Annotated in this window: 19 protein-coding genes and 1 riboswitch; of the genes, 13 read left to right on the forward strand and 6 right to left on the reverse strand. The window is 71.0% G+C overall.

The features are described 5' to 3' along the window. Nucleotides 1–18 precede the first annotated feature (18 nt). Nucleotides 19–97, reverse strand: a riboswitch (S-adenosyl-L-homocysteine riboswitch). Between the two features lie 226 nt (nucleotides 98–323). Further along, the gene (locus QSK31_RS43100) at nucleotides 324–1,439 is read right to left on the reverse strand and encodes a phytanoyl-CoA dioxygenase family protein (RefSeq protein WP_285690775.1); all 1,116 of its coding nucleotides are present in this window, start codon (nucleotides 1,437–1,439) and stop codon (nucleotides 324–326) included. A gap of 73 nt (nucleotides 1,440–1,512) precedes the next feature. Here QSK31_RS43100 and QSK31_RS43105 point away from each other — a divergent pair, with 73 nt between their 5' ends. From QSK31_RS43105 to QSK31_RS43120, 4 genes are all read left to right on the forward strand, one after another. Continuing rightward, a complete protein-coding gene (locus QSK31_RS43105) occupies nucleotides 1,513–2,544 on the forward strand; it encodes a LacI family DNA-binding transcriptional regulator (protein WP_285690776.1) in 1,032 nt (343 codons plus the stop codon). Between the two features lie 73 nt (nucleotides 2,545–2,617). Continuing rightward, the gene (locus tag QSK31_RS43110; protein ID WP_285690778.1) at nucleotides 2,618–2,953 is read left to right on the forward strand and encodes a YciI family protein; all 336 of its coding nucleotides are present in this window, start codon (nucleotides 2,618–2,620) and stop codon (nucleotides 2,951–2,953) included. Further along, the gene (locus QSK31_RS43115) at nucleotides 2,953–4,128 is read left to right on the forward strand and encodes an RNA polymerase sigma factor (protein ID WP_285690779.1); all 1,176 of its coding nucleotides are present in this window, start codon (nucleotides 2,953–2,955) and stop codon (nucleotides 4,126–4,128) included. The genes QSK31_RS43110 and QSK31_RS43115 overlap by 1 nt, the downstream gene beginning before the upstream one ends. 9 nt (nucleotides 4,129–4,137) lie before the next feature. Further along, nucleotides 4,138–4,632: a pyridoxamine 5'-phosphate oxidase family protein gene (locus QSK31_RS43120; protein ID WP_285690781.1), complete on the forward strand. Its 495-nt coding sequence runs from the start codon at nucleotides 4,138–4,140 to the stop codon at nucleotides 4,630–4,632. Here the strand turns inward: QSK31_RS43120 and QSK31_RS43125 are convergent. Further along, on the reverse strand, nucleotides 4,620–5,453 hold the full coding sequence (locus tag QSK31_RS43125) for a TIM barrel protein (RefSeq protein WP_285690782.1): 834 nt from the start codon (nucleotides 5,451–5,453) through the stop codon (nucleotides 4,620–4,622). The two genes, QSK31_RS43120 and QSK31_RS43125, sit on opposite strands and share 13 nt — an antisense overlap. A gap of 210 nt (nucleotides 5,454–5,663) precedes the next feature. After that, on the reverse strand, nucleotides 5,664–5,879 hold the full coding sequence (locus QSK31_RS43130; protein WP_285690783.1) for a hypothetical protein: 216 nt from the start codon (nucleotides 5,877–5,879) through the stop codon (nucleotides 5,664–5,666). Nucleotides 5,880–5,981: 102 nt separating this feature from the next. Between QSK31_RS43130 and QSK31_RS43135 the strand changes: the two genes are divergently transcribed. From QSK31_RS43135 to QSK31_RS43145, 3 genes are read left to right on the forward strand one after another with little or no spacing between them, the layout of a single operon-like run. Then, the gene (locus QSK31_RS43135) at nucleotides 5,982–7,484 is read left to right on the forward strand and encodes a serine/threonine-protein kinase (protein WP_285690784.1); all 1,503 of its coding nucleotides are present in this window, start codon (nucleotides 5,982–5,984) and stop codon (nucleotides 7,482–7,484) included. A 30-nt stretch (nucleotides 7,485–7,514) separates the two neighbouring features. Beyond that, nucleotides 7,515–7,751 carry a CGNR zinc finger domain-containing protein gene (locus QSK31_RS43140; protein ID WP_285690811.1) on the forward strand — a complete coding sequence of 79 codons (237 nt, stop codon included), beginning with the start codon at nucleotides 7,515–7,517 and terminating at the stop codon, nucleotides 7,749–7,751. Nucleotides 7,752–7,784: 33 nt separating this feature from the next. Further along, nucleotides 7,785–9,794: a DUF8189 domain-containing protein gene (locus tag QSK31_RS43145; protein WP_285690785.1), complete on the forward strand. Its 2,010-nt coding sequence runs from the start codon at nucleotides 7,785–7,787 to the stop codon at nucleotides 9,792–9,794. 86 nt (nucleotides 9,795–9,880) lie between these two features. Here the strand turns inward: QSK31_RS43145 and QSK31_RS43150 are convergent, their stop codons facing one another. Both QSK31_RS43150 and QSK31_RS43155 read right to left on the reverse strand, forming a co-directional pair. After that, nucleotides 9,881–11,071 carry an MFS transporter gene (locus QSK31_RS43150; RefSeq protein WP_285690787.1) on the reverse strand — a complete coding sequence of 397 codons (1,191 nt, stop codon included), beginning with the start codon at nucleotides 11,069–11,071 and terminating at the stop codon, nucleotides 9,881–9,883. Between the two features lie 57 nt (nucleotides 11,072–11,128). Next, nucleotides 11,129–12,316, reverse strand: a complete 1,188-nt coding sequence (locus QSK31_RS43155; RefSeq protein ID WP_285690788.1) for an EAL and HDOD domain-containing protein — start codon at nucleotides 12,314–12,316, stop codon at nucleotides 11,129–11,131. Nucleotides 12,317–12,396: 80 nt separating this feature from the next. Here QSK31_RS43155 and QSK31_RS43160 point away from each other — a divergent pair, with 80 nt between their 5' ends. The 4 genes from QSK31_RS43160 (at nucleotide 12,397) to QSK31_RS43175 (ending at nucleotide 18,350) form a co-directional block, all read left to right on the forward strand. Continuing rightward, nucleotides 12,397–13,167, forward strand: coding sequence for a SigB/SigF/SigG family RNA polymerase sigma factor (locus QSK31_RS43160; protein WP_285690790.1), 771 nt, complete (start codon nucleotides 12,397–12,399; stop codon nucleotides 13,165–13,167). A 74-nt stretch (nucleotides 13,168–13,241) separates the two neighbouring features. After that, on the forward strand, nucleotides 13,242–15,197 hold the full coding sequence (locus tag QSK31_RS43165) for a glycosyl hydrolase family 28-related protein (protein ID WP_285690792.1): 1,956 nt from the start codon (nucleotides 13,242–13,244) through the stop codon (nucleotides 15,195–15,197). 48 nt (nucleotides 15,198–15,245) lie between these two features. Continuing rightward, nucleotides 15,246–16,406 carry a Gfo/Idh/MocA family protein gene (locus QSK31_RS43170; protein ID WP_285690793.1) on the forward strand — a complete coding sequence of 387 codons (1,161 nt, stop codon included), beginning with the start codon at nucleotides 15,246–15,248 and terminating at the stop codon, nucleotides 16,404–16,406. Between the two features lie 12 nt (nucleotides 16,407–16,418). After that, on the forward strand, nucleotides 16,419–18,350 hold the full coding sequence (locus QSK31_RS43175; protein WP_285690795.1) for a zinc metalloprotease: 1,932 nt from the start codon (nucleotides 16,419–16,421) through the stop codon (nucleotides 18,348–18,350). Between the two features lie 152 nt (nucleotides 18,351–18,502). On the opposite strand, the gene QSK31_RS43180 is transcribed toward QSK31_RS43175, so the two are convergent. Further along, the gene (locus QSK31_RS43180) at nucleotides 18,503–20,371 is read right to left on the reverse strand and encodes an ABC transporter ATP-binding protein (RefSeq protein ID WP_285690796.1); all 1,869 of its coding nucleotides are present in this window, start codon (nucleotides 20,369–20,371) and stop codon (nucleotides 18,503–18,505) included. 140 nt (nucleotides 20,372–20,511) lie between these two features. Between QSK31_RS43180 and QSK31_RS43185 the strand changes: the two genes are divergently transcribed. Beyond that, on the forward strand, nucleotides 20,512–21,630 hold the full coding sequence (locus QSK31_RS43185) for a uroporphyrinogen-III synthase (protein ID WP_285690798.1): 1,119 nt from the start codon (nucleotides 20,512–20,514) through the stop codon (nucleotides 21,628–21,630). Between the two features lie 8 nt (nucleotides 21,631–21,638). After that, nucleotides 21,639–22,283 (forward strand): sirohydrochlorin chelatase, encoded by a 645-nt coding sequence (locus tag QSK31_RS43190; protein WP_285690799.1) that lies wholly within the window; start codon nucleotides 21,639–21,641, stop codon nucleotides 22,281–22,283. The last annotated feature ends 45 nt before the right edge of the window (nucleotides 22,284–22,328 follow it).

Here is a 22,328-nt window from a genome sequence, read left to right on the forward strand (position 1 = left end):
GAAGAAGGGCACCCCCTTGTACAGGAGGCGCCCTTGGTGTCGTCGGCTCGGTCGAGCGTGGCGGAGGGGGTCCTCCGTCGCAGCGCCTCTCGACCGGCTCTGCCACGATAACCCGCAATTCAAAACCGTTCAAAGGTACGCGGGACACAAAGCCCAGGCCTCCCGCACCATCGGGCCGTCCTCTGCCAAACGGCCGTCTTACAGCGGCTACGCGCCGCACTGCGCCCCCTGGGAGTGGCCTCTCCAACCGGTTGGAGAGTGGCGTACGTCACGGCAGGATTTCGTCCTTCGAGGGCCGCGGTCCCCGGCTTGCCCCCGGCGGCTCAGGCAGCGCTGCGGCGGTTGGCCTGGTCGTGGAGGGCCTTGGTGAACGTGGCCGGATCCCAGCGCTCCGCCAAGGCCTGCCTCATCAGCTCGGCCTGGGTCTGTGGGGCCAGGCCGCCGATCGGCTGGTCGCGGTCGAGGTTGGTGGGGAACGCGTAGCCCTCGGCCGAGGCGGCGACCACGGTGGCGGTGCTGCCCTCGTACGCGAGAAGGGTGGGGTAGAGGGCCTCGCACATGGCCGTGCGGTCGACGGTCTCCATCGCGCGGCCGAAAGCCGAGCTGATCTGCAGCAGGTTGGCCATCCGGCGGACGTCGGCGGAACGGTTGGTGCCGGCGCCGTGGAACAGGGCGGGATTGAAGAACGCGGCGTCACCCTTGGACAGCGGGAGCTGCTCATGGTGGGCGTTGAAGTACTCGGTGAAGGAAGGCTGGTGGAAGGCGAGGTAGCCGGGCGCGTACTTCTGCGAGTGCGGCAGGTAGAGGGTGGGGCCGGTCTCGACCGGCATGTCCACGTGCGCGACGGCGCCCTGCAACGTCAGCACGGGCGAGAGCTGGTGGACGTGCGCGGGGAAACGGGACGACTGGTCGGCGGACATGAAGCCGAGGTGGTAGTCGCGGTGGGCGACCTGGGCCTGGCCGCCGGGGTTGACGACGTTGACCTGCGAGGTCACCTGGTATCCGGCGCCCAGCCAGGCCGCCGAGATCAGGGCCAGGGTGTCGTTGTCGTAGTAGGTGGCGAACGCGGCGGGGTCGCGCAGGGCGAACTTGTCGAGGGCGCCCCAGACGCGGTCGTTGGCGCCGGGCTTGGCGAAGTGGTCGCCGCCCACGGCGCCGGCCGCCTTCTGGTCGGCGATCAGGCCGGCGAAGACGTCGGTGGCGCGGTCGACCACGTCGGTGGCGAAGGCGCCCCGGAACACCACGATGCCGGGGCCGTCCATCAGCGCGCGGGCGAGCTCGGCGCGGACCTCGGTGGTGTCGGGGAGGTCGCCGGAGTAGACGAGGACGTTCTGGACAACGTCGGTGGCGTGCGGGAACGCGGACTTGTCGGTCTGCTGCTCGACCACGGTCCGGAAGTCCTCCAGGTGGCAGTCGGCGGACGTGAACCAGGTTGTCATGCGATCACGCTAGGCCCGGAAACAACATCAACGGCCATTGAGAACACCTCAAAAAACCATCATTGTGTACGGCGTGAAGCACCCTTACCGGATCCGCGAGATCGCCGTCCAGGCCGGCCTGAGCCCGGCCACCGTCGACCGGGTGCTGCACGAGCGCGGCGGGGTGCGGGAGAGCACCGTCCGGGAGGTACGCCAGGCCATCGCCGACCTGGACCGGCAGCAGTCGCAGGTGCGTCTGGGCGGGCGGACGGTGATGCTGGACGTGGTCGTGCAGGCGCCGCCCCGGTTCACCGGAGCGGTCCGTGCCGCCCTGGAGGCCGAGTTGCCGTCGCTGCGCCCGGCCACCTTCCGGTCCCGTTTCCACCTGCTCGACTCGCCGGGGGTGACCGACCTGGTCGCGGTGCTCGACAAGGTGTCGCGGACCAAGTCGGACGGGGTGATCCTCAAGGCGCCGGACGCGCCCGAGATCGTCGCCGCGGTGGCGAGGCTGCCGGTGCCGGTGGTCACGTTCGTCACCGACCTGCCGGGCAGCAGCCGGGTGGCGTACGTGGGCATCGACAACCGCGCGGCCGGCGCGACCGCGGCGTACCTGGTGGAGCAGTGGCTGGCGGATCGCGCGGGGGACGTGCTGGTGGTACGCGGGCACGGGTCGTTCCGTGGCGAGGACGAACGGGAGATGGGCTTCCGGGCGGAGATGCGCCTGCGGTCCCCGGGCCGGCGGATCGTCGAGGTGGTGGACGAGGAGGACCGGGCGGACGCCGTGCACCACAACATCCGCGAGCTGCTGGCGACCAGTCCGTCGGTGCGGGCCGTGTACTCGCTGTACGCGGGGGCGGGCGGCAACGCGGCGGTGGTGGAGGCGTTCGCCGCGGAGGGCCGCCGGTACGACGTGTTCGTGGCGCACGACCTGGACGGCGAGAACACCGCGCTGCTGCGGGACCGCCGGCTCTCCGCGGTGCTGCATCATGACCTGCGGCAGGACATGCGTCAGGCCTGTCTGGCGGTGTTGCACGCGAGCGGCGTACTCAAGGGCAGGCCGCACCCCGCACCGAGCGCGATCCAGGTGATCACGCCGCACAACACGCCCCCGGCAAGATTTTCTTAGCGACCCTGTCCGGTTCGGCGCGGGCCGTTCGTCACCCTGGTGAGAACAAAGATCGACGAGAGGCGTACGCGAGATGAAGTTCATGATGTTCGTCTGCACCGACACCCAGCCGGAGACCGACGAGGCGGCCGTGCCGTCGATCGAGCAGTGGGTGGCCGACACCCACGACAAGGGCCGCGCCATCATGGGCGAGCGGCTCGCGGATGCCACCACGGCCACCACGGTCCGGGTGCGCGGCGGTGAGCTGCTGCTGACCGACGGCCCGTTCGCGGAGACCACCGAGGTGATCTGCGGGTTCGACATCCTGGAGGTCGCCGACCTGGACGAGGCCATCGAGATCGCCCGCAACCACCCGATGGCGTACGCCGGGCGGATCGAGCTGCGCGCGTTCGACCCGCTCGACCTCTGATGGACGCCTTGGCCAACGCGGCGAAGGAGTCGTACGGCCGGATCGTCGCCACGCTGATCCGGGTGACCGGCGACTGGGACCTGGCCGAGGACTGCGCGCAGGAGGCCCTCGCCATCGCCGCCGAGAGGTGGCCCGGCGAGGGCATCCCGGCCAATCCGGGCGGCTGGCTGATGACGGTGGCCCGCAACCGCGCGATCGACGTGCTCCGGCGGGCCACCGTGGAGCAGCGCAAACTCCGCGAGGTGGCGCAGCCGGCCGACTTCACTGTCAGGGAGGCGGATGAGGTGGAGGACGACCGCCTGCGGCTGATCTTCACCTGCTGTCACCCGGCGTTGTCGCTGGAGGCTCGGGTGGCACTGACCCTGCGTACGGTCTGCGGTGTGCCGACCGAGGAGATCGCCCGCGTCTTCCTGGTCGCCGAGGCCACCATGACGCGGCGGCTGACCAGGGCGAAGACCAAGATCGCCACGGCGAACATCCCGTATCGGGTGCCGGCCGGGCCGGCCCTGGGCGAACGGCTACCGGGGGTGCTCGGCGTCATCTACCTGCTCTTCACGCGGGGTTACGGCAACGACGGCGAGCCGGCCTTCGCGGAGGAGGCGATCCGGCTGGGCCGGCTGCTGCGGCAGCTGATGCCGGAACAGCCGGAGGTCATCGGGCTGCTGGCGTTGTGCCTGCTCCAGCACTCGCGGCGCGACGCCCGCCGGGACGCGGACGGCAACCTGCTCACGCTCGACCAGCAGGATCGTGGCCGGTGGGACCGCGCGGCCATCGCCGAGGGGCGTGCGCTGGCCGCCGTCGCCGGCGAGGGCGCGTACGCGACCCAGGCCCGGATCGCGGTCGAGCACACCCGGGACGAGACCGACTGGTCCGTCGTCGCCGGCTGGTACGACCGCCTGGCGATGCTGCAACCCACCCCGGTGGTGCGGCTCAACCGGGCGGTCGCGCACGGCTTCGCGTACGGGCCGGAAGCCGGACTCGATCTCCTGGCCGAGGCCCGGACGGGCGGGGCGCTCGACGGTTACGCCGCGGCCACCGCGGCCGAGGCCGAACTGACCGCCCGGCTGGGTGACCGCCTCCGGGCCGAGTTGCTCTTCCGGGAGGCCGCCGACCTGACCACATCACCGGCCGAGCGGCGGGCGCTGCTGGGCCGTGCTACTTCGATGTCTTCCTGAGGAGGACCCGTGACCACACCGACCACCGAGTTCGACGGCCGTTTCAGCGAGCCCCACGCGACCGCGGTGCCCTGGGCTGAAGTCGACAAGATCCTGTTCGAGTCGGAGATGTTCTGGCTCTCCACCGTGCGTGGGGACGGCCGGCCGCACGTCACCCCGCTGCCGATGATCTGGGACGGCGGGGCGCTGCACTTCACGGTCGGGCTCGGCGAGCAGAAGATGGTCAACCTGACCGCCAACCCGCGGGTCGCGATCACCACCGGCACCCCGGACATGCGCTCGGGCATCGACGTGGTGACCGAGGGCACGGCGGCCCGGATCACCGACCGCGCCCGGCTGGTCGAGCTCGCCGGGCTGTGGAGGTCGCAGCTCGACTGGGACTACGAGGTCGACGGCGACGCCTACCACCACGAGGGTGGGACCGCGCACGTCTTCGGCGTCAGCCCGGTCAAGGTGCTGGCGTTCGGCAAGTCGCCGTATTCGCAGACGCGCTACCGGTTCTGAAGCCGTCGCAGGGCGTCGACGCTGCGGCGTACATCGGCCAGAGGTCCTTCTCCCGCGGGCTCCCCGGTCAGGATGGTGTCCTGCTCCAGCACCCACCAGCCGTCGTAGCCGGCGCGGCCCAGCGCATCGGCGACCGCGGCGAAATCCACGTCGCCGTGGCCGATCGGGCGGTACATATTCGCGCGCACCGCGTCGGTGTAGCTGAGCTCGCCGGCCTGCACCCGCTTGGCCAGGCCGTGGTCGACGTCCTTGGCGTGCACGTGCGCGATCCGGTCGGCGGCGTGCACGGCCAGCGTCGCCGGGTCGGTGCCGCCGACCAGCACGTGGCCGGTGTCCAGGCAGAGCGGGATGCGCGAGCCCTCGAGCACACGCTCGATCTCCGGGCCGGTCTCGATCATCGTGCCGACGTGCGGGTGCAGGACGGCCCTGATGCCCTTCTCCGCCGCCTGGTCGTGGAAGCGGTCGAGGGTCTTCAGGAGGCGTCGCCAGCCGGCCGCGTCGAGGGCGGGGCGCTCGTCGTAGCCGTCGTGTCCGGTGGCGGCGGCGAGGACGAGAACGTCGCCGTCGAAGTCCGGGAACTCCGGCTCGTCGTGCAGGACGACCGGAACGAATCCGCCCAGGGCGGTCAACTCGTATCGGTTGAGGATCGGCTCGGGGTCCGCGGGGAGGAAGCCGTCCGGGCCGTACTCGGTCGCGGTCAGGCCAACCTCGTGCATCTCGCGCAGCACACGCTCGGGGGACAGCTGGTATCCCCAGCCCGGGACCTCGCAGACGCCCCAGGAAATGGGGGCTCCGGCGATTTTTGGCCGGCTCAGCTTCACTGTGCTCTCACCTCGTCGATCCGCACCGGACGGTGCTCGTGCAGGGATGTCGTGCAGGCCTCGGCGATCCGGCCGGCCTCGACCGCGTCGGCCACCGTGCACGGCGACTCGCGCTCGCCCCTGACGAGCTCGGTGAACGCGGCCAGTTCGTGGCGGCGGCGACGATCCGGCCCAGCCCGATCAGTCCCAGCCCGATCAGTCCCAGTCGCATCAGTCCATACCTCCGAAGACGTTCTGGTCCCAGCCGATGTCCAGGCCGTTGATCCGGATCCGGTCGAAGCGTTGCGCGGCGAAGGCCTCGCCCACGTCGGCACGGCGGCCGGTGACCACGGCCCGCGCGCCCTCGCGTACGGCGGCCGTCGCGATGCCGACGCCGAGGCCCTGCGTGCCGCTGACCAGTACGACCTTGTCCTCCAGGAGTCCCACGCCCCGAGAATGCGGCCCGTAACCAGGTCGTAACAAGTGGGCGTACACATCAAAAAGACCTCAGCGTTTGGCCACCCTGCCCGGCGGGCATCGAGATACGTCGTGGTGGGCAGACTGGCGAACCGCTACCGACTGCTCGACCGGCTCGGCGCCGGTGGGATGTCGGTGGTGTGGCGCGCCCACGACGAGGTGCTCGACCGCGAGGTTGCCATCAAGGTCCTCTCCCCCGACCAGGCCATCTCCGATCGGATCCTCGTCGAGGCGCGCGCCGCCGCCCGTCTGCGCCACCCCCACGTCATCGAGGTGTACGACTTCGGCCGCGACCCGTCGTTCGTGGTCATGGAGCTGGTCGACGGCCGGTCCCTGGCCGACGTCCTGTCCCGCGGCCCGCTGCCCTGGCGCGCGGCGGTGACGATCGGCGCGCAGGTGGCTGCCGCCCTGGCCGCGGCACATGGCCGGGGCATCGTGCACCGCGACGTGAAACCGGCCAACGTCATGGTCACCTCCGCCGGGGTCAAGCTCGTCGACTTCGGCATCTCCGCCTCCACCGGCGAGGCCGACCTGATCGGCGGCCAGATCTTCGGCACACCGGCATACCTGGCCCCCGAACGCATCGACGGCGGCCCGGTCCGCCCCGCCACGGACGTCTACGCCCTGGGCCTGCTCCTGCACCTGATGCTCGCCGGGCGCCTGCCGTGGGACGCGTCGACCACCACCCAGATGTTGCGCGCCCATCGCTACCGCACCCCGCAGCCGCTGCCACCGGTCGCCGGCCTGCCCGACGAGGTGGCCACGCTGATCCGGCGCTGCCTGGCCAAGGAGCCGGCCGCCCGCCCCGACGCGGCGACGGCGGCCCGCGTCCTGTCCGACGCGGCCGGCCTGATCACGCCGCCGCCGCTGCTGGCCGCGCTGGACGCCCCCACCGAGATCATCGACGTCCCCGCGACCCACCGCCATCCGCTCCGTCGCCGCCTGGTCGCGGCCGGCGCCTCGACCGCCGCGGTCGTTGTCGCGGTGGCCGGGGTCGTCTGGTTCGCCGGACGGGACGAGTCGCTGCCGTCCGTGCGGGCGGCCGGGGCGGTCCCGCCTTTGACCTGCCAGGTCGGTTACGCGATCAAGAGCGCACTCAATGGCACCCTCTCCACCGCGGTGACCGTCCGGAACACCGGCCGGGCCGCGGCGTCCGATTGGAAGCTGACCTTCGAGCTCCCGTCGGGCCAGAAACTGGTGCGCGGCTGGAGCAGCGGCTGGGCCCAGGACGGCCAGGCCCTGCTGCTGACCGGCCGGAACCTGGCGGCCGGGGGCAAGGTGTCGACCGGGTTCGACGCCAGCTATCGCGAGTCGGCGGGGCTGCCCGGCGAATTCAAGCTCAACGACACCGTCTGCACGCCGCAGCTCTCCGTGGCCGGCCAGACCACTCGTCCGCCCGCGACCTCTCCGGCCGCGACCTTTCCGCCCGCGACCCCTGCGACCTCGACCACGACGCCGGCCACCGCGAAGAAGCCGGCCGCACCGCCGGCGCCGCCCAAGCCGGAGAAGAAGGACAACAGCGGCCACGGCAAAGGCGGCGGCGAGGACAACAGCGGCCCCGGCAAGGGACCCTAGACGCCCGCTGTGACCGGCGCACGCCTGTCGGTGGCCCTTCTGAATCTCGACGCCGGCGGCGAGCGCCTCGGCCTGTGCGCCCATCGGCCGTGCCGCCGGGTCTTCGCCGACACCACCCGCGGCGGCCGCCAGTCCTGCTGCTCCCCGCGTTGCGCGAACACCGAGGCGGTTCGCCGCCACCGCAACCGTCACATGATCCGGCCAACAATCGTTGCCAATCGATGTTCGCTCCGTATACGGTCCCGCACGGAGCGTCGCGACATCTGATGGCGCTTGTCCAGCTTCGGGGGGAGTTCCAGGATGGACGGACAGCGAGGTCGGCGACTTCTCGCCACCGTGTTCGCCGTGGTCGTGACGACGGCGCCGGTGGTGGTGGCCGGCAGCACCGCGGCTCAGGCGGCAGACACGTTCACGTGCCCGGGACCGGGATCTATCTTCGTGCACGGCACGGACGGACTTCAGTACCGTTACCCGCTCAACAATCCGGGCCGGGCGACTGTCGCGCATGGAACCCGCGGCGCGTCGACCGGGCGCAGCTGGACCACGTACCCGAAAGTGGTCGGTGGTGCGAACGGCCGGATCTACGGCATCAACGGCGACGGGCTCTGGCAGTACCGGTGGAACGGCAGCAGCTATGAGACGAACCCCGCGACCCTCGAGCAGCGCTGGCGGGTCAGCCCGAGTTTCACCCTGTACGCGTCCAACGCCGCCTACCGCAACCGGATCACGGTGGACGAGATCGGCGACATCTACCTCATCGACGGCAACGGCGCGCTGCGCTGGTACCGGTACGACGAGGCCGGCGGGGTCTTCACCATCAACCGCACCATCGACACGGGCTGGCTCCAGTACGACCTGCTCGTCGCGGCGGGGCCTGGCGTCCTCTACAGCCGCACCCCGTCCGGCGCGCTCTACCGCAGCCGGTTCGAGCCGACCAGCCAGCGCTGGATCATCAAGGAGCAGCGGATCGCGGACGGCTCCTGGAACGGCTTCACCAAGGGCATCACGTCCAACGGTGGCGACACCCTCAACGGCATCCAGGAGGATGGCGACATCTTCCACTACCGGTGGGTCGAGGACGAGAACCGGTGGGCGGTGCACGCGGTCGACTTCGGCAATGCCTGGAACAGCTTCCCCAACGTCTACCCGCTCACCGATACGTGCAAGCTGACCGACCGGAAGACGCCGGCCCGGCCGGACACCCCGATCCAGCAGAACAGTCCGACGGTGGCGATCCAGCGTCCTACGACCGGTCAGGGCTCCGGTGCCATCGAGTACGTCTACACGAGCAACGTCGGGCTGCTGTTGCACGGATACCAGGCCGACCCGGACGAGTTCGGGGGTGTGGTGTGGAGGGCGCTTCCGGCCGACAACGTCTACAGCGGACGTCCGTCGCTGGTGGTGGACCCGGACGACAACACGCGCCTGTTCGCACAGAAGACGGACAGTGACGCCTGGTCGTTCACCCGCCAGGCCGCCAGCACGTCCTTCGGGCCCGCGTTCAACCTCGGCGGCGCGCTGAAGTCACGTCCCGCGGCGGCTCGGTTGTCCGACAAGGCGACGGTCGCGTTCGGGCTGGACGCGAGCGGTGCTCTGTGGGGACGGCACTACGACACCACGTCGAAGGACCTGCTGGTCTGGCGCAAGCTCGGCGGCGGTGGTCTGACCGGTGAGCTGACCCTGGTTGCGGGGAGCGACCGCAAGGTGACGATCTTCGCGCTCGACGCGGACGGCACCCCAGTGACCGCGACCTACCAGGACGGCACCCTATCGGCGTGGACGGAGCTCGGGGGCAGCGGATTCACCGCCAGTCCGGCCGTGATCAAGCTGCCCGGCCAGATCCTGCAGGTGTTCGCCCGGAGCGCCGACGGCCGGGTCCTGACCCAGAAGCAGACGTTGGCCAACACCTTCCCCGGCACGTGGACGCCGGTGGGCGACTTCATCAGCGCCGGTCCGCCGGTCGCGGTGCTCGACCCGCCGACTGGTCGGCTCGTCGTCGTCGCCCGTGGCGAGGGCAATGAGATCTACCGGGTGGTCGAGACCGCCATCGGATCGGAAACGTGGGGCGACTGGCTGGATCTCAGCCCTGATGACGCCGACCCGGCCATTTCCGAACCGACGCTGACGGAGTACGAGGGCGCCGGCGGCGAGTCGTATCTGATCGCCTTCCGCGGCCCCAACGAAGTCCACCGGGTCTACACGCGCGACCTTGGGTCGTCGCCGGCGGCGCGGAAGAAGGCGGCGCGGAAGAAGGCGGCGAAGGCGGAGCCGAAGTTCACGGCCCACCAGCTGCCCACGCCCGCCCGCTGAGCACGCGGACGGCGGGACCCGGCCGGTCCCGCCGTCCGCCTCGGCGAATGTCCCATGAGGATGCGAATCACCGGGGCCGGCGCAGGTCAGGGTCGCGACGCGATGGCGTGGTGCGCCGGCTCGGGTGAGCGGCGGCGGTCCAGGATGGTTGTTGCCGCGGTGGTGATGATCAAGGCCGCCGCGAGGAGCAGGAGGGTGCGGGGGCCGAGGGCCATCGCGGCGCCGGCGAGGGCCGCGCCTGCTGACATGCCCGCCACCTTCAGGGCGGCCATGGAGATGAAGACCTGGGCTCGGGCCTCCGGCGGCGAATAGTGGGAACGGGCCGCCAGGGTGGCTGTGAAGAGCGGAGCGTTGAGGACGCCGATCAGGGCGAACGCCGCCACGGCAAAGCCGAAACCGGGAGCCAGCGAGCTCAGGCCGTACGCGACGCCGATCAGGGCGGCCGCCTTGGTGACGATGCGTTCGGGCTCGCCGAGCAGGGGGCGGGCGGTCATCGCCAGGGATCCGGTCAGGTTGCCGAGCCCGAAGGCCGCGGCCAGCAGGCCTGCGGTGCCGGGGTCGACGTGCAGGACTGGGCCGAGGGCCACGGCGATGACCGCGATCGTGCCGCCCGCCAGCGCGGTGACCACCGTCGTGTACATCACCCGGCGTAGCGGGCCACTGGACACGATCAGATGCAACGCCTGGCGTACCGACGGGACCTGGTTGGGTGGCACCTGGTCGCCGCTCCTTGGAAGGGTGCGGATCAGGACGGCGGCCACCAGCGCGGCGGCTGCCAGGAGCAGCATCGCCGTCCGGGCGCCGGTCAGTGCGGCCAAGCCGGCGACCGTGGCCGGGCCGGCGGTGCCGCCGACGCCGTAGGTCACCGAGTCCATGCCCTGGGACCGGCGCTGGGCGCGCTCCGACGGCGGTGCCAGGGCCGACAGCCGGCTGCTCAAGCCTCCGGTGAGTAGCGGGCCGCACACGCCGGCCCCGGCGGCGGCCAGCGCGACGAGCACGATCGGCACCCGGCCCAGCCCGGTGGCCGCCGCGGCGATCAGCAGGCCGTAGGCCACGCAGGCCCCGGCGAGCAGCAGCCGGCTGTCGCGGGCCCGGTCCAGCCGCCGGGCCACCAGCGGGCCGAGCAGATGCGGCGCGGTCAGGCAGGTGACCAGCGCCGCGCCGACCAGGGACGGTCGCGCGAGGTGCGGCGTGGTGGCGGCGAGCAGGACGAAACCGACCGCGGCCCCGGCGTCCGCGCCACGCGCCAGGATCGCGGCGCAGAGATAGCGCAGCACCCGCCCGAAGGTACGCGGCGGTGATGCGTATGGGTAAGCAGAGCAAAGGGACGTGGGTCAGCCGGGTGTGGCGGTGGCACGGGCGGACCAGCGGATCGCTTCCATGTAGGCGTTCGCCAGCTCTTCGCCGCCGGTGTCGCCGGCGTCGTACGCGTCGACCACGCGGAGCACCTCGCCCAGTTCGCCGCTGCCGTCGACCAGGGCGTCGGCGACCTCCGCCGACAGGGGCAGCTGTTCGGCCAGGTGCGCGGACGAGGTGCCGAGCAGTTCGGCGACGCCGCTGACCAGGCCGGCCATGAAGGCGGCGTCAGCGGAGGCGCCGACCGAGCGGGCCACGTTCTCGGTGAGGCGCGCCCTGGTGAGGGCGGTGACCATCTGATCCTCGGTGGCCTCGGCGACATCGTCGATGACCATCAGCGTCGCCCACTGGCGGATGTGGGCGAGGCCGATCATCACGACCGCCTGGCGGACCGACGAGACCTTGCTGGAGCCGCCGGCCGCGGCCGAGTTGGAGGCGCGCAGGACGCGCAGGGACAGGGCGGGATCGGCGGCGATGATCGAGACGATCGTGCCGAGGCTGGCCTCGGGGGCGTTCAGGGCGGCGAGCAGTTCGAGGCGCCGCAGCCGGGACGGGGAGAGGCTCGCCGCGGTGAGCACCTGGGGGCGGCTGAGCGCGTACCCCTGTCTCAGCTCGCAGCCGTAGCGGTCGGCCAGCGCGAGCTGGTCGGGGCCTTCGAGCCGTTCGGCGACGATCTGGATGTGCGGGAAGCGGCGCAGGGAGGCGATCAAGCCGTCCAGGTCGCTGAGGTCGCCGTCGAGGAGATCGAGTTTCACGTACGAGGCGAGGTGCAGCAGTTTCTCGTGGCCGGAGCCGGCGACGTAGTCGTCCAGGGCGATCCGGTAGCCGGCGTCGACCAGCGCGGTGATCCCGGCGATCACGTCGTCGTCGACGGTGACGGTCTCGAGCACTTCGAGGACGACCTGCTCGGGCCCGAACGGGAGGGTCAGTTCACCGGTGAGGAACTCGGTGGTCAGGTTGATGAAGCAGGTCTTGTCGCCGGCCACCTCGAGCAGCCCGAACTCGGTGAACGCGTTCACGATGACGTGGCTGGTCGCGTAGGTGTCCTGCCGGCCCGCCTCGATCGCCTCCACGCTGCCGCGGAAGAGCAGCTCGTAGGCGACGTGCCTGCCACCGGCGTCGAAGATCGGCTGCCGGCCGACGTGCACGAGGTGGGCGGGGGTCACGCCGTGACCATCGGCACTCGGAGGTCGGACTTTACCGTCCACGGGTTGCGTCGTTTGCTGCGTCGCTTTACGGTCGACGCATGAGAACTTCGACTGAGCAGGCGCGCGCCGGTGCCGACGAACTGATCAAGGCGATGGCGGCCCTGCCGGTCGATGACCCGCGCCGGGACCGGCTCCGGGCCGAGGCGATCGAGGCGTGGGTTCCGCTGGCGCGGCACCTGGCCGCCCGCTATCACGGCCGCGGTGAGCCGGCCGACGACCTGCTGCAGACCGCGACGGTCGGGCTGATCAAGGCGGTCGACCGATTCGACCCGACGCGCGGGATCGAGTTCGCCGGTTTCGCGATCCCGACCGTGCTCGGCGAGATCAAGCGGCACTTCCGGGACCGCACGTGGTCGGTGCGGGTGCCGAGGCGTACGCAGGAGCTGCGGATGGCGATCTCCAACGCCAACAACGCGCTGCTCGCCACGCTGGGCCGGTCGCCGACCGTGGCCGACGTCGCGAAGCACCTCGGGATCACCGAGGAGGAAGTGCTGGAGGGGCTGGAGGGCGCACGGGCGTACTCGGCGAGCAGCCTCGACGCTCCGGTGACCGGCGGGGACGGCACGGTGGCGCTGGGCGACACCATCGGCGAGGCCGACCACGAGTTCGAGCTGGCCGAGCTCCGGATGACCCTGGGCCGGGTGATGGCCTCGCTGACCGAGCGCGAGCAACGCATCCTGTCGCTGCGCTTCTACGGAAACATGACCCAGGCGGAGATCGCCGCGCGGATCGGCCTGTCGCAGATGCACGTGTCCCGGCTGATCGCCCGGGCGCTGGAGAAGCTGCGGGCAGACTTGCGCAAAGACTGAAAGAACTCGGCAACTTCGCGGAAATCATAGACAGTCCCTTGTGAAGCAGATCACAGGCCATCTATGGTTCGGCGATGCTCCTCTCCGCACTGGTCACGCTGCTGACCGCGGCCCTCGCCGCGGTCCCGGCGTCGCATCCGAACCCGGTGATCACCCGGGCGGCTCTCGACCCGGCCCTGGTCGCCGGCCGCGGCGCCGACGTCCCGTTCCTCGAGCAGGAAGCCGAGAACGCGCGCACCACCGGCGCCGTGATCGGCCCCGACCGCACGCCGTACACGCCGGCCGCCGAGGCGTCCGGCCGGACGGCGGTGAAGCTCCTGCCCGGACAGTGGGTGGAGTTCACGCTGCCCCGGGCCGCGAACGCGATCACCGTCCGATACAGCATCCCCGACGCACCCACCGGCGGCGGGATCCGTGCTCCCCTGGACGTCACGGTCGGCGGCCACGACCGCAGGACCATGACCCTGACTTCCGAGTACGGGTATCTCTACAACCAGTATCCGTTCACCAACGACCCCGGCGCCGGCCTGCTGCACCCGGACTGGTGGATCACCGAATGCTCGTGCGTGCCCGCCGCGACCACACCGGCCCCGGTCATCACCAAGCCGTTCCGGCCGATGAAGTTCTACGACGAGCAGCGCCTCGAGCTGGCCCGCACATACCGGGCCGGCGACAAGGTGCGGCTGACCGCGACAGCCGGCGCTGCCTGGACCATCGTCGACCTGCTCGACTCCGAGCAGATCGCCCCGCCGCGCGTCGTCAAGAAGGCGGTGTGGCTCACCGCCGACCCGACCGGCCGGCGGGATGCCGCGCCCGCCTTCGACCGGGCCATCGCCCTGGCCCGCAAGCTGCGGCTGCCGGTGTACGTGCCGCCCGGCACCTTCCAGGTCAACCGGCACATCGTCGTCGACGACGTCACCATCGAGGGCGCCGGTAACTGGCACACGATCATCAAGGGCCGCCAGGTCACGCTGCCCGAGCCCGCGCCGGACGGTTCGACGCACACCGGCGTCGGGTTCTACGGCAAACCGGCCGATCAGGGCGGCAGCCGCAACGTACATCTGCGTGGTTTCGCCATTGAGGGTGACGTGCGGGAGCGCATCGACACTGACCAGGTGAACGGCGTCGGCGGCGCGCTCAGCGACTCGACCGTGAGCGGCCTGCACATCCGGCACACCAAGGTGGGCCTCTGGTTCGACGGGCCGATGCGCAACCTCACGGTCAGCGACACCATGGTGGTCGACCAGATCGCCGACGCGCTCAACTTCCACACCGGGGTGACCGGGTCGGCCGTCCGCAACAGCTTCATCCGCAACACCGGCGACGACGGCCTGGCCATGTGGGCGGAGAAGACCGCGAACGTGGGCAACGTCTTCGAGCGCAACACCGTGCAGACGCCGACGCTGGCCAACGGCATCGCGATCTACGGCGGGCGGGACATCACGGTGCGCGGCAACCTGGTCGCCGACCCGCTGCGGGAGGGGAGCGGCCTGCATGCGGGGTCGCGCTTCGGCGCCGAGCCGTTCGCCGGTCGGCTGACCTTCCGCGACAACACCACGGTGCGGGCCGGCACGCTCGACCTCAACTGGACCATCGGGCTCGGCGCGATCTGGTTCTACGCCCTCGATCGCAGCATCGACGCGGACGTCTCGGTCACCGGCGACCACTACCTCGACAGCACCTACAACGCGATCATGCTGGTCAGCGAGTTCGGCGTGAAAGACCTTTACAAGATCAACAACGTCAGGTTCAAGGACGTGAGGATCGACGGTACGGGTACGAGCGTCGTCTCCGCGCGTACCGAAGGATCGGCGTCCTTTGCGAACGTCGACGCGCGCAACGTCGGGGCGCAGGGAGTCAACAACTGCGGCTCGTTCCACTTCACACCGGCCGGGTCCGAGTTCGGGCTGACCGACCTCGGCGGGAACGACGGCGGATGGCTCCAGCCCTACCTGCCCAACGTGATCAGCTGCGCGGACCGGCCGGCCGTCGTCCCGCCACCCGCACCCTCGCCGTGGAGGGTTTTTTGATGGATTTCCCGCACCGCCGGGGATCTCCGCGCTGACATAGTCGAGCGTATGGAGACCCTCGGCGTGGCGGTGGCCGGCTTCGGCTGGATGGGACGGGTGCACACCCAGGCTTACCTGCGGGTGCCGCACCACTATCCGGCGCTGGGCCTGCGCCCGGTCCTCGTCGCGGTCGCCGACGAGGTGCCGGGCCGGGCCGCCGAGGCAGCCGCCCGGTACGGCTTCGCCTCGTCGACCGAGGACTGGCGCACCTTTGTTTCCAGGACGGACGTGCAGGCGGTCAGCATCACGGCACCCAACTTCCTGCACCGGGAGATGGGCGTCGAGCTCGCCCGGGCCGGCAAGCACATCTGGATCGAGAAGCCGGTCGGCCTCACCTCCGACGACGCGCTCGCGGTGTCCGCCGCCGCGCGGGAGGCCGGCGTGCACGGCGCGGTCGGCTTCAACTACCGCAACGCCCCCGCCGTCGAGGCCGCCCGCGACCTGATCGAATCCGGCGAGCTCGGCACCGTCACGCACGCCCGGTGCCGGTTCTTCAGCGACTACGCCGCCCACCCCGAGGGCGCGCTGAGCTGGCGCTTCGAACGGGCCCGCGGCGGCAGCGGGGTGCTCGGCGACCTGGCCGCCCACGCCGCCGACCTGGTCCGCTTCCTGCTCGGCGAGATCACGTCACTGGTCGCGGACACGGCCGTCTTCGTGCCGGCGCGGGCCCGGCCGACCGGCGCCACGTCCGGGCACACCCGCGCGTCCGGCGGCGAGATGGGCGCGGTCGAGAACGAGGACTACGTGTCGGCGCAGCTGCGCCTGGCCTCCGGCGCGCGGGCGATCCTCGAAGCCAGCCGGGTCGCGGTGGGCGAGCAGAACGCGTACGGCTTCGAGGTGCACGGCACCAAGGGCGCGGTGTTCTGGGACTACCGCCGGATGGGCGAGCTCGGCGTGAGCACCGGGACGGCGTACCAGGACCAGGCGGTCAGCACCATCCAGATCGGACCGGCGCACGGCGAGTACGCCGCGTTCCAGCCCGGGTCGGCCAACGGCATGGGTCTGGACGACCTCAAGGTGATCGAGGCGCACCGTTTCCTGCGCTCCATCTTTGAGGGGAAATCGCACGGAACGACCCTGGATGATGCCGTGGCGAGCGCCCGCATCCTCGACGCGCTGTCCGAATCAGTTGCCCGCCGTTCATGGGTTGACCTAGATATTCGCATGTAGCAACGTGTCCGCATGACACGGAAAGCTGCGCTCATCACAGCGCTGATCGCCGCAGTGGTGGGGGCGTCGGCAACGCCGGCGAACGCCGCGGCACCCGCCCCGACCTTTGCTCACCTGACACCCGGCGGCCAGCCCAAGCTGACCGAGACGGTGCCGGTGAACATCGTCTTCCTGGGGTACGACAAGAACGACGTCAACCAGGCCGAGTTCGAGTCCGGCCTGGCCAAGACATATGAGCCCGAGGTCCGCTCCCGGCAGTGGTACGGCGAGCAGGAGAAGCTCGGCATCAAGTACACCTATGACTACAACGTCAAGTACGCCGACCAGGCGTACCAGGACAAGTTCTTCAAGCGGCTCAAGCAGCTCGCCACCAAGGCGCCGCTGACCGTGTACCAGGAGGAGTACAACGCCCAGGAGAACAACGTCCTGGACGTCACCGAGAACAACTACATCGACGCGCCCACCGTCGAGAAATACCTGGCGTACAACCCGCCGCGCGGGGTGGACACGCAGCGCAACACGATCTTCCTGATCAACTGGTACGGCCGCGCCGACTTCAAGTTCCACCTGTACCGCAAGGCCGGCGAGCCCGACCCGGACACCGGCTACGACTTCGGCGCCAACCGGGACAGCCGCAAGATGATGGCCTGGGGCGGCACCACCCGGGACGACGAGGAGACCGGGCTGGGCAGCACCCGCCGCGTCTGGTTCGCCGACCTGTCCGCCGGCCCCGAGGCGAACATGGCCAACTACATCGTCGACGAACTCGACGTGGACGGCGACGGCGAGCCCGACTACCGGATGCCGACCGCCTGGGAGTACGCGGCGAACGGCTTCCGCTCGCCCGCCGCGCTCTCCGGTGACCTGGCCAAGCTGACCCGCTACGTGGCCCTCGACCTGCTGATGACCACGTCACCGCTGTACCCGGTCGAGCTGCCGTCGAGCACCGGCCTGCCCAAGAGCATCAACCTGGACAGCAACACGTACGAGGACTGGCCGGGCGTGGACGCCTCCGCGTCGTACATCAAGCCGGATCTGCTCGTCGACGAGGTCTCCGAGCTGCGTTGGCGCAACCGCGTCGACTTCGACAACCAGGACTTTTCGGTCGACGACAAGAACCGCGCCTGCTTCGAGGGCCAGTACGCCACCGGCGAGACCTGCTACGACGACCAGGAACTGCCGCCGGACGCCAACCTGTTCCTCTACAACGACGAGAACATCGCCCGCACCAAGGATGACGACGGCCGCGTCGACTACGAGCTGCCGCTGATCAACTACGCCACCGGCGAGGACTACCCGACGCCGCTCGGCTACGCCGACGACAACTGGGTCGACGGCACGCAGAGCTACGTCTTCTCGTTCATCTCGCCCGGCATCGTCGAGGCCGGCTACGGCCTGACCACCACCCAGATCCACGAGGGCGGCCACCACCTGGGCCTCAGCCACCCGCACGACGGCTGGGACAGCGAGTCGGGGACCGACGTCGGTCCGTCCGGCGACTTCTTCTACGCCTGGGTCGGCGACGAGAACAACTCGATGATGTCCTACATCGACGTCAACTGGGACTTCAGCCAGTTCGACCGGGACAACAGCGACCGCTTCCTGACCGCCGCGTACTTCGAGGCCGCGAACCGCCTGGCCGCCGACGTGCTCGCCGACCCGGACGCCCGCAAGGTGACCGCCAACCTGCGCGCCGCGGACGTCGTCCTCGGCCTGGCCAAGAAGGCGTTCGCCAAGCACGACTACCGCGGCGCCTACACCCTGGCGGAGAAGGCCTACAACATCGTGGCCCGCGCCGCCGCCAACGTCGGCGCCGACCCGGCCGCCGCGGCCAAGGCCCTGCACGCCGAGGCCGAGGCCGCCCGCGTCTCCGGCAAGGTGCACGACCCGCACGAGTTCATCGACACCCTGCAGCCGGGTCACGGCCCGCGCTCGCTCCCGTAACCGACCAACTCACCGCGAAGCGCGGCCAGGCCATCCGGCTTGGCCGCGTTTTTCGTTTTCGCGGGCGGCCCCCGCCGCCACCCCCACCCCTGTGGGTGGGCAGGAATGTAGCGCGGACTTGTGACATTCCCGCGCGTTGTCCACAGGCCGCGTCAGGCGGCGACCGGCTGGTCGAACTGGGTGCGGTAGAGCTCGGCGTACCGGCCGTTCGCGGCCAGCAGGTCCGGGTGTTTGCCGCGCTCGACGATGCGGCCGCCCTCCAGGACCAGGATCTGGTCGGCGTTGCGGATCGTGGACAGGCGGTGGGCGATCACCACGCTGGTGCGGCCGGCCAGCGCCTCGCCCAGCGCCGCCTGCACCGCGGCCTCGGAGGTCGAGTCGAGGTGGGCGGTCGCCTCGTCCAGGATGACCACACGCGGGCGGGCCAGCAGCAGGCGGGCGATGGTCAGCCGTTGCCGTTCGCCGCCGGAGAGGCGGTAGCCCCGTTCGCCGACCATCGTGTCCAGGCCGTCGGGCAGCGAGGCGATCAGGTCCGCGATGCGGCCGCGGCGCAGCGCGTCCCAGAGTTCGTCCTCAGTCGCGTCGGGGCGGGCGAAGAGCAGGTTGTTGCGGATCGTGTCGTGCAGCAGGTGGCCGTCCTGGGTGACCACGCCCAGCGCGTCGCGGATCGAGTCGGCGGTCAGGTCGCGGACATCCTGGCCGGCGAGCCGGATCGCGCCCTCGCCCACGTCGTAGAGCCGGGGGAGAAGCTGGGCGATCGTCGACTTGCCGGCGCCGGACGAGCCGACCAGCGCCACCAGCTGCCCGGGCTCGGCCCGGAACGAGACCTCGTGCAGCACCGTCTCGCCGCCGCGGCTGTCCAGCTTCGCCACGTCCTCCAGTGACGCCAGCGACACCTCGTCGGCGGCCGGGTAGCCGAACGTCACGTCCGTCACCTCGACGGCGACCGGGCCGTCGGGCAGCGGCCGGGCGTCCGGTTTGTCGACGATCATCGGCTTCAGGTCGAGGATCTCGAAGACCCGGTCGAAGCTGACCAGCGCGCTCATGATCTCGACGCGGGCGCTGGCCAGCGAGGTGAGCGGGGCGTACAGCCGGGACAGCAGCAGCGCGAGCGCGACCACGGCGCCGGCGTCCAGCTGACCTCGGACGGCGTAGAAGCCGCCCAGCCCGTACACCAGAGCAAGAGCGAGGGAACCGACCAGGGTGAGCGCGGTGATGAAGATCCACTGCAGCATCGCGGTGCGGATGCCGATGTCGCGTACGCGGCGAGCACGCGCGGCGAACTCGGCGGACTCCTCGGCCGGCCGGCCGTAGAGCTTGACCAGCGTGGCGCCGGGCGCGGAGAACTTCTCGGTCATCCGGGTGCTCATCGCCGCGTTGTGGTCGGCGGCCTCCCGCTCCAGCCGGGCCAGCCGGGTGCCCATCCGCCGGGCGGGCAGCACGAAGATCGGCAGCAGGACCAGCGCGAGCAGGGTGATCTGCCACGAGAAGGTGAGCATCACGGCCAGCGTGAGCAGCAGGGTCACGGTGTTGGCGACAATGCCGGACAACGTGTCGCTGAACGCCTGTTGCGCCCCGACCACGTCGTTGTTGAGGCGGGAGACAAGCGCACCCGTCCGGGTACGGGTGAAGAACGCGACCGGCATCCGTTGCACATGGTCGAAGACCGACGTACGAAGGTCGACGATCAGCCCCTCGCCGATCCGCGCCGACAGATAGCGGGTGACCAGCCCCAGCCCGGCCTCGGCAACCGCGATCACGCCGATCGCCACGGCCAGCCCGATGATCAGGTCCGCCGGGCGCTTGTCGACGATGCCGTCCACCACCCGTCCGGCCAGCACCGGGGCGGCGACCGTCAGCACCGCGGACAGCACGCTGCCGGCCAGGAACCAGGCGAGCAGCCCGCGGTGCGGGCGGGCGAACCGGAAGATTCGTTTCAGCGTCTTCTTGGAGAACGGCCGCTGGTCGCGCTGGTTCATCGCGTGGTGCAGGGACATCCAGGCGGTGACTTCCATGCTCATTCAGGGAGGTTAGAACCTGTAGCAAGCTTGAGGTCAAGCCGCTTGATCACGATCGGGGCGGCGCCGATGAGATCTCGCCTTGACAGCGCGGAAACATGCCCGCCGCAGCGGCGTCACCAAGAGCACACAGCATGGTTCCGGTGACGGTGGGATCGGTAGACGAGGTCGGCGCGCTCGCCGGGTTCACCGTCGCGGTGACCGCCGAACGGCGCCGCGACGAGATGGCGGCCCTGCTCGCCCGTCGTGGCGCCCGGGTGATCACCGCCTCCACGATCACGATCGGCCCGCTCGCCGACGACGACGCGTTGCGCGCCGCCACCGCCGCCTGCATCGACCTCGCCCCCGACCTGGTCGTGGCCACCACCGGCTTCGGCTTCCGCGGCTGGCTGGAGACGGCCGAGGGCTGGGGGATGGGCGACGACCTGCGCGCCGCGCTGGGGCGGGCGCGGATCCTGGCCCGCGGCCCGAAACCGTGCGGGGCGATCCGGGCGGCCGGGCTCACCGAGGAGTGGGCGGCCGCCACCGAGGGGTCCGAGGAGATCCTGGAACGGCTGCTCAGCCAGGGTGTGGCCGGGGCGCGGATCGCGGTGCAGGAGCACGGCGAACCGCAGACCGAGTTCATCGAGGCACTGCGTGTGGCCGGCGCGACAGTGGTCGAGGTGCCGGTCTACCGCTGGACACTGCCGCCGGACGTCACCGCGGTCCGGCGCCTGGTCGACCAGGTGGTGAACGGCCAGGTGGACGCGGTCACGTTCACCAGCGCGCCGGCCGTGCGGGCGTTCCTGATGATCGCCGGGGCGCGGACCGACGCGGTGCTGGCCCGGCTGCGTACCGACGTGATGGCGGCCTGCGTCGGGCCGGTGACCGCGGGCCCGCTGGTCCGGCTGGACGTGCCGGTGGTGTCACCGCAGCGGTTCCGGCTGGGCGCGCTGATCAAGACGATCACCGACGAGCTGCCCCGCCGGGCGACGTCGCTGCGGGTGGCGGGCTGCGACCTCGAGGTACGCGGGCACGCCGTGCTGATCGACGGCCGGCTGCACACGCTGCCCCCGGCGTCGATGACGATCCTGGCCGCGCTGGCCGCCCGCCCCGGGGCCGTGGTCTCCAAGGACAGGCTGGCGGCGACGCTGCCGCGCTCCAGCGACGGGCACGCGGTCGACGTGGCGGTGGCCCGGCTGCGGAGCGCGCTCGGCCCCGGACAACACATCGAGACGGTGATCAAACGCGGCTACCGGCTGCGCATGGACGATGCGGCGTGAGGGGCGGCATGAGCGCCGGTACGCTGGTCGCGGTCGCGCACGGCACCCGGTCGGCGGCCGGGCAGGCGCAGATCCGCGCCCTGGTCGACGCGGTCGCGATGTGCCGCCCCGAGCTGGACGTCCGCCTGGCGTACGTGGACGTCCAACAGCCCCGGGTCGCCGAGGTGATGCGTATGGGTAAGCAGAGCAAAGCGGTGATCGTCCCCTTGCTGCTCAGCACCGGTTTCCACGTGCGGGTGGACATCGCCGAGGCGGCCGGCGACAGCGTCGTCACGCCGCCGCTCGGTCCGGATCCGCTGCTCACCGAGATCCTCGCGGGGAGCGCCGGCCGGGACCACGACGCGCTCGTCCTGGCGGCGGCCGGCTCCTCCGACCCGGGCTGGCGGGCCGAGATCGCCGACGTCGCGTCGCAGCTCGACGCCCACGTCGCCTACGCGAGCCGCGACGAGACCAAGGACGTGGTCGCCGACCTGCGCCGGCAGGGCGCGGAGCGGATCACGGTCGCCGCATACCTGCTGGCCGAGGGCCGCTTCTACCGCTCGCTGCACCAGGCGAAGGCCGACCGCGTGACCCCGCCGCTCTGCCACGACCCGCGGGTGGCCGGCCTGGTCGCGCGACGCTACGACCTCACATCGGCGCCGGCCCGGATGTAAGAGGTTCTGTACGTCCGCGTGACGATGACGCGACCGAGACGGTAA

It is taken from the genome of Actinoplanes sp. NBRC 103695 (assembly GCF_030269485.1).
Taxonomy (GTDB): Bacteria; Actinomycetota; Actinomycetes; order Mycobacteriales; family Micromonosporaceae; genus Actinoplanes.

Bases quoted from the DNA above. Each gene is read 5' to 3' on its own strand.
- QSK31_RS43100 (WP_285690775.1), bottom strand. From the start codon at position 1,439: ATGACAACCTGGTTCACGTCCGCCGACTGCCACCTGGAGGACTTCCGG.
- QSK31_RS43110 (WP_285690778.1), top strand. From the start codon at position 2,618: ATGAAGTTCATGATGTTCGTCTGCACCGACACCCAGCCGGAGACCGAC.
- QSK31_RS43115 (WP_285690779.1), top strand. From the start codon at position 2,953: ATGGACGCCTTGGCCAACGCGGCGAAGGAGTCGTACGGCCGGATCGTC.
- QSK31_RS43145 (WP_285690785.1), top strand. From the start codon at position 7,785: ATGGACGGACAGCGAGGTCGGCGACTTCTCGCCACCGTGTTCGCCGTG.
- QSK31_RS43160 (WP_285690790.1), top strand. From the start codon at position 12,397: ATGAGAACTTCGACTGAGCAGGCGCGCGCCGGTGCCGACGAACTGATC.
- QSK31_RS43165 (WP_285690792.1), top strand. From the start codon at position 13,242: ATGCTCCTCTCCGCACTGGTCACGCTGCTGACCGCGGCCCTCGCCGCG.
- QSK31_RS43170 (WP_285690793.1), top strand. From the start codon at position 15,246: ATGGAGACCCTCGGCGTGGCGGTGGCCGGCTTCGGCTGGATGGGACGG.
- QSK31_RS43175 (WP_285690795.1), top strand. From the start codon at position 16,419: ATGACACGGAAAGCTGCGCTCATCACAGCGCTGATCGCCGCAGTGGTG.
- QSK31_RS43180 (WP_285690796.1), bottom strand. From the start codon at position 20,371: ATGAGCATGGAAGTCACCGCCTGGATGTCCCTGCACCACGCGATGAAC.
- QSK31_RS43190 (WP_285690799.1), top strand. From the start codon at position 21,639: ATGAGCGCCGGTACGCTGGTCGCGGTCGCGCACGGCACCCGGTCGGCG.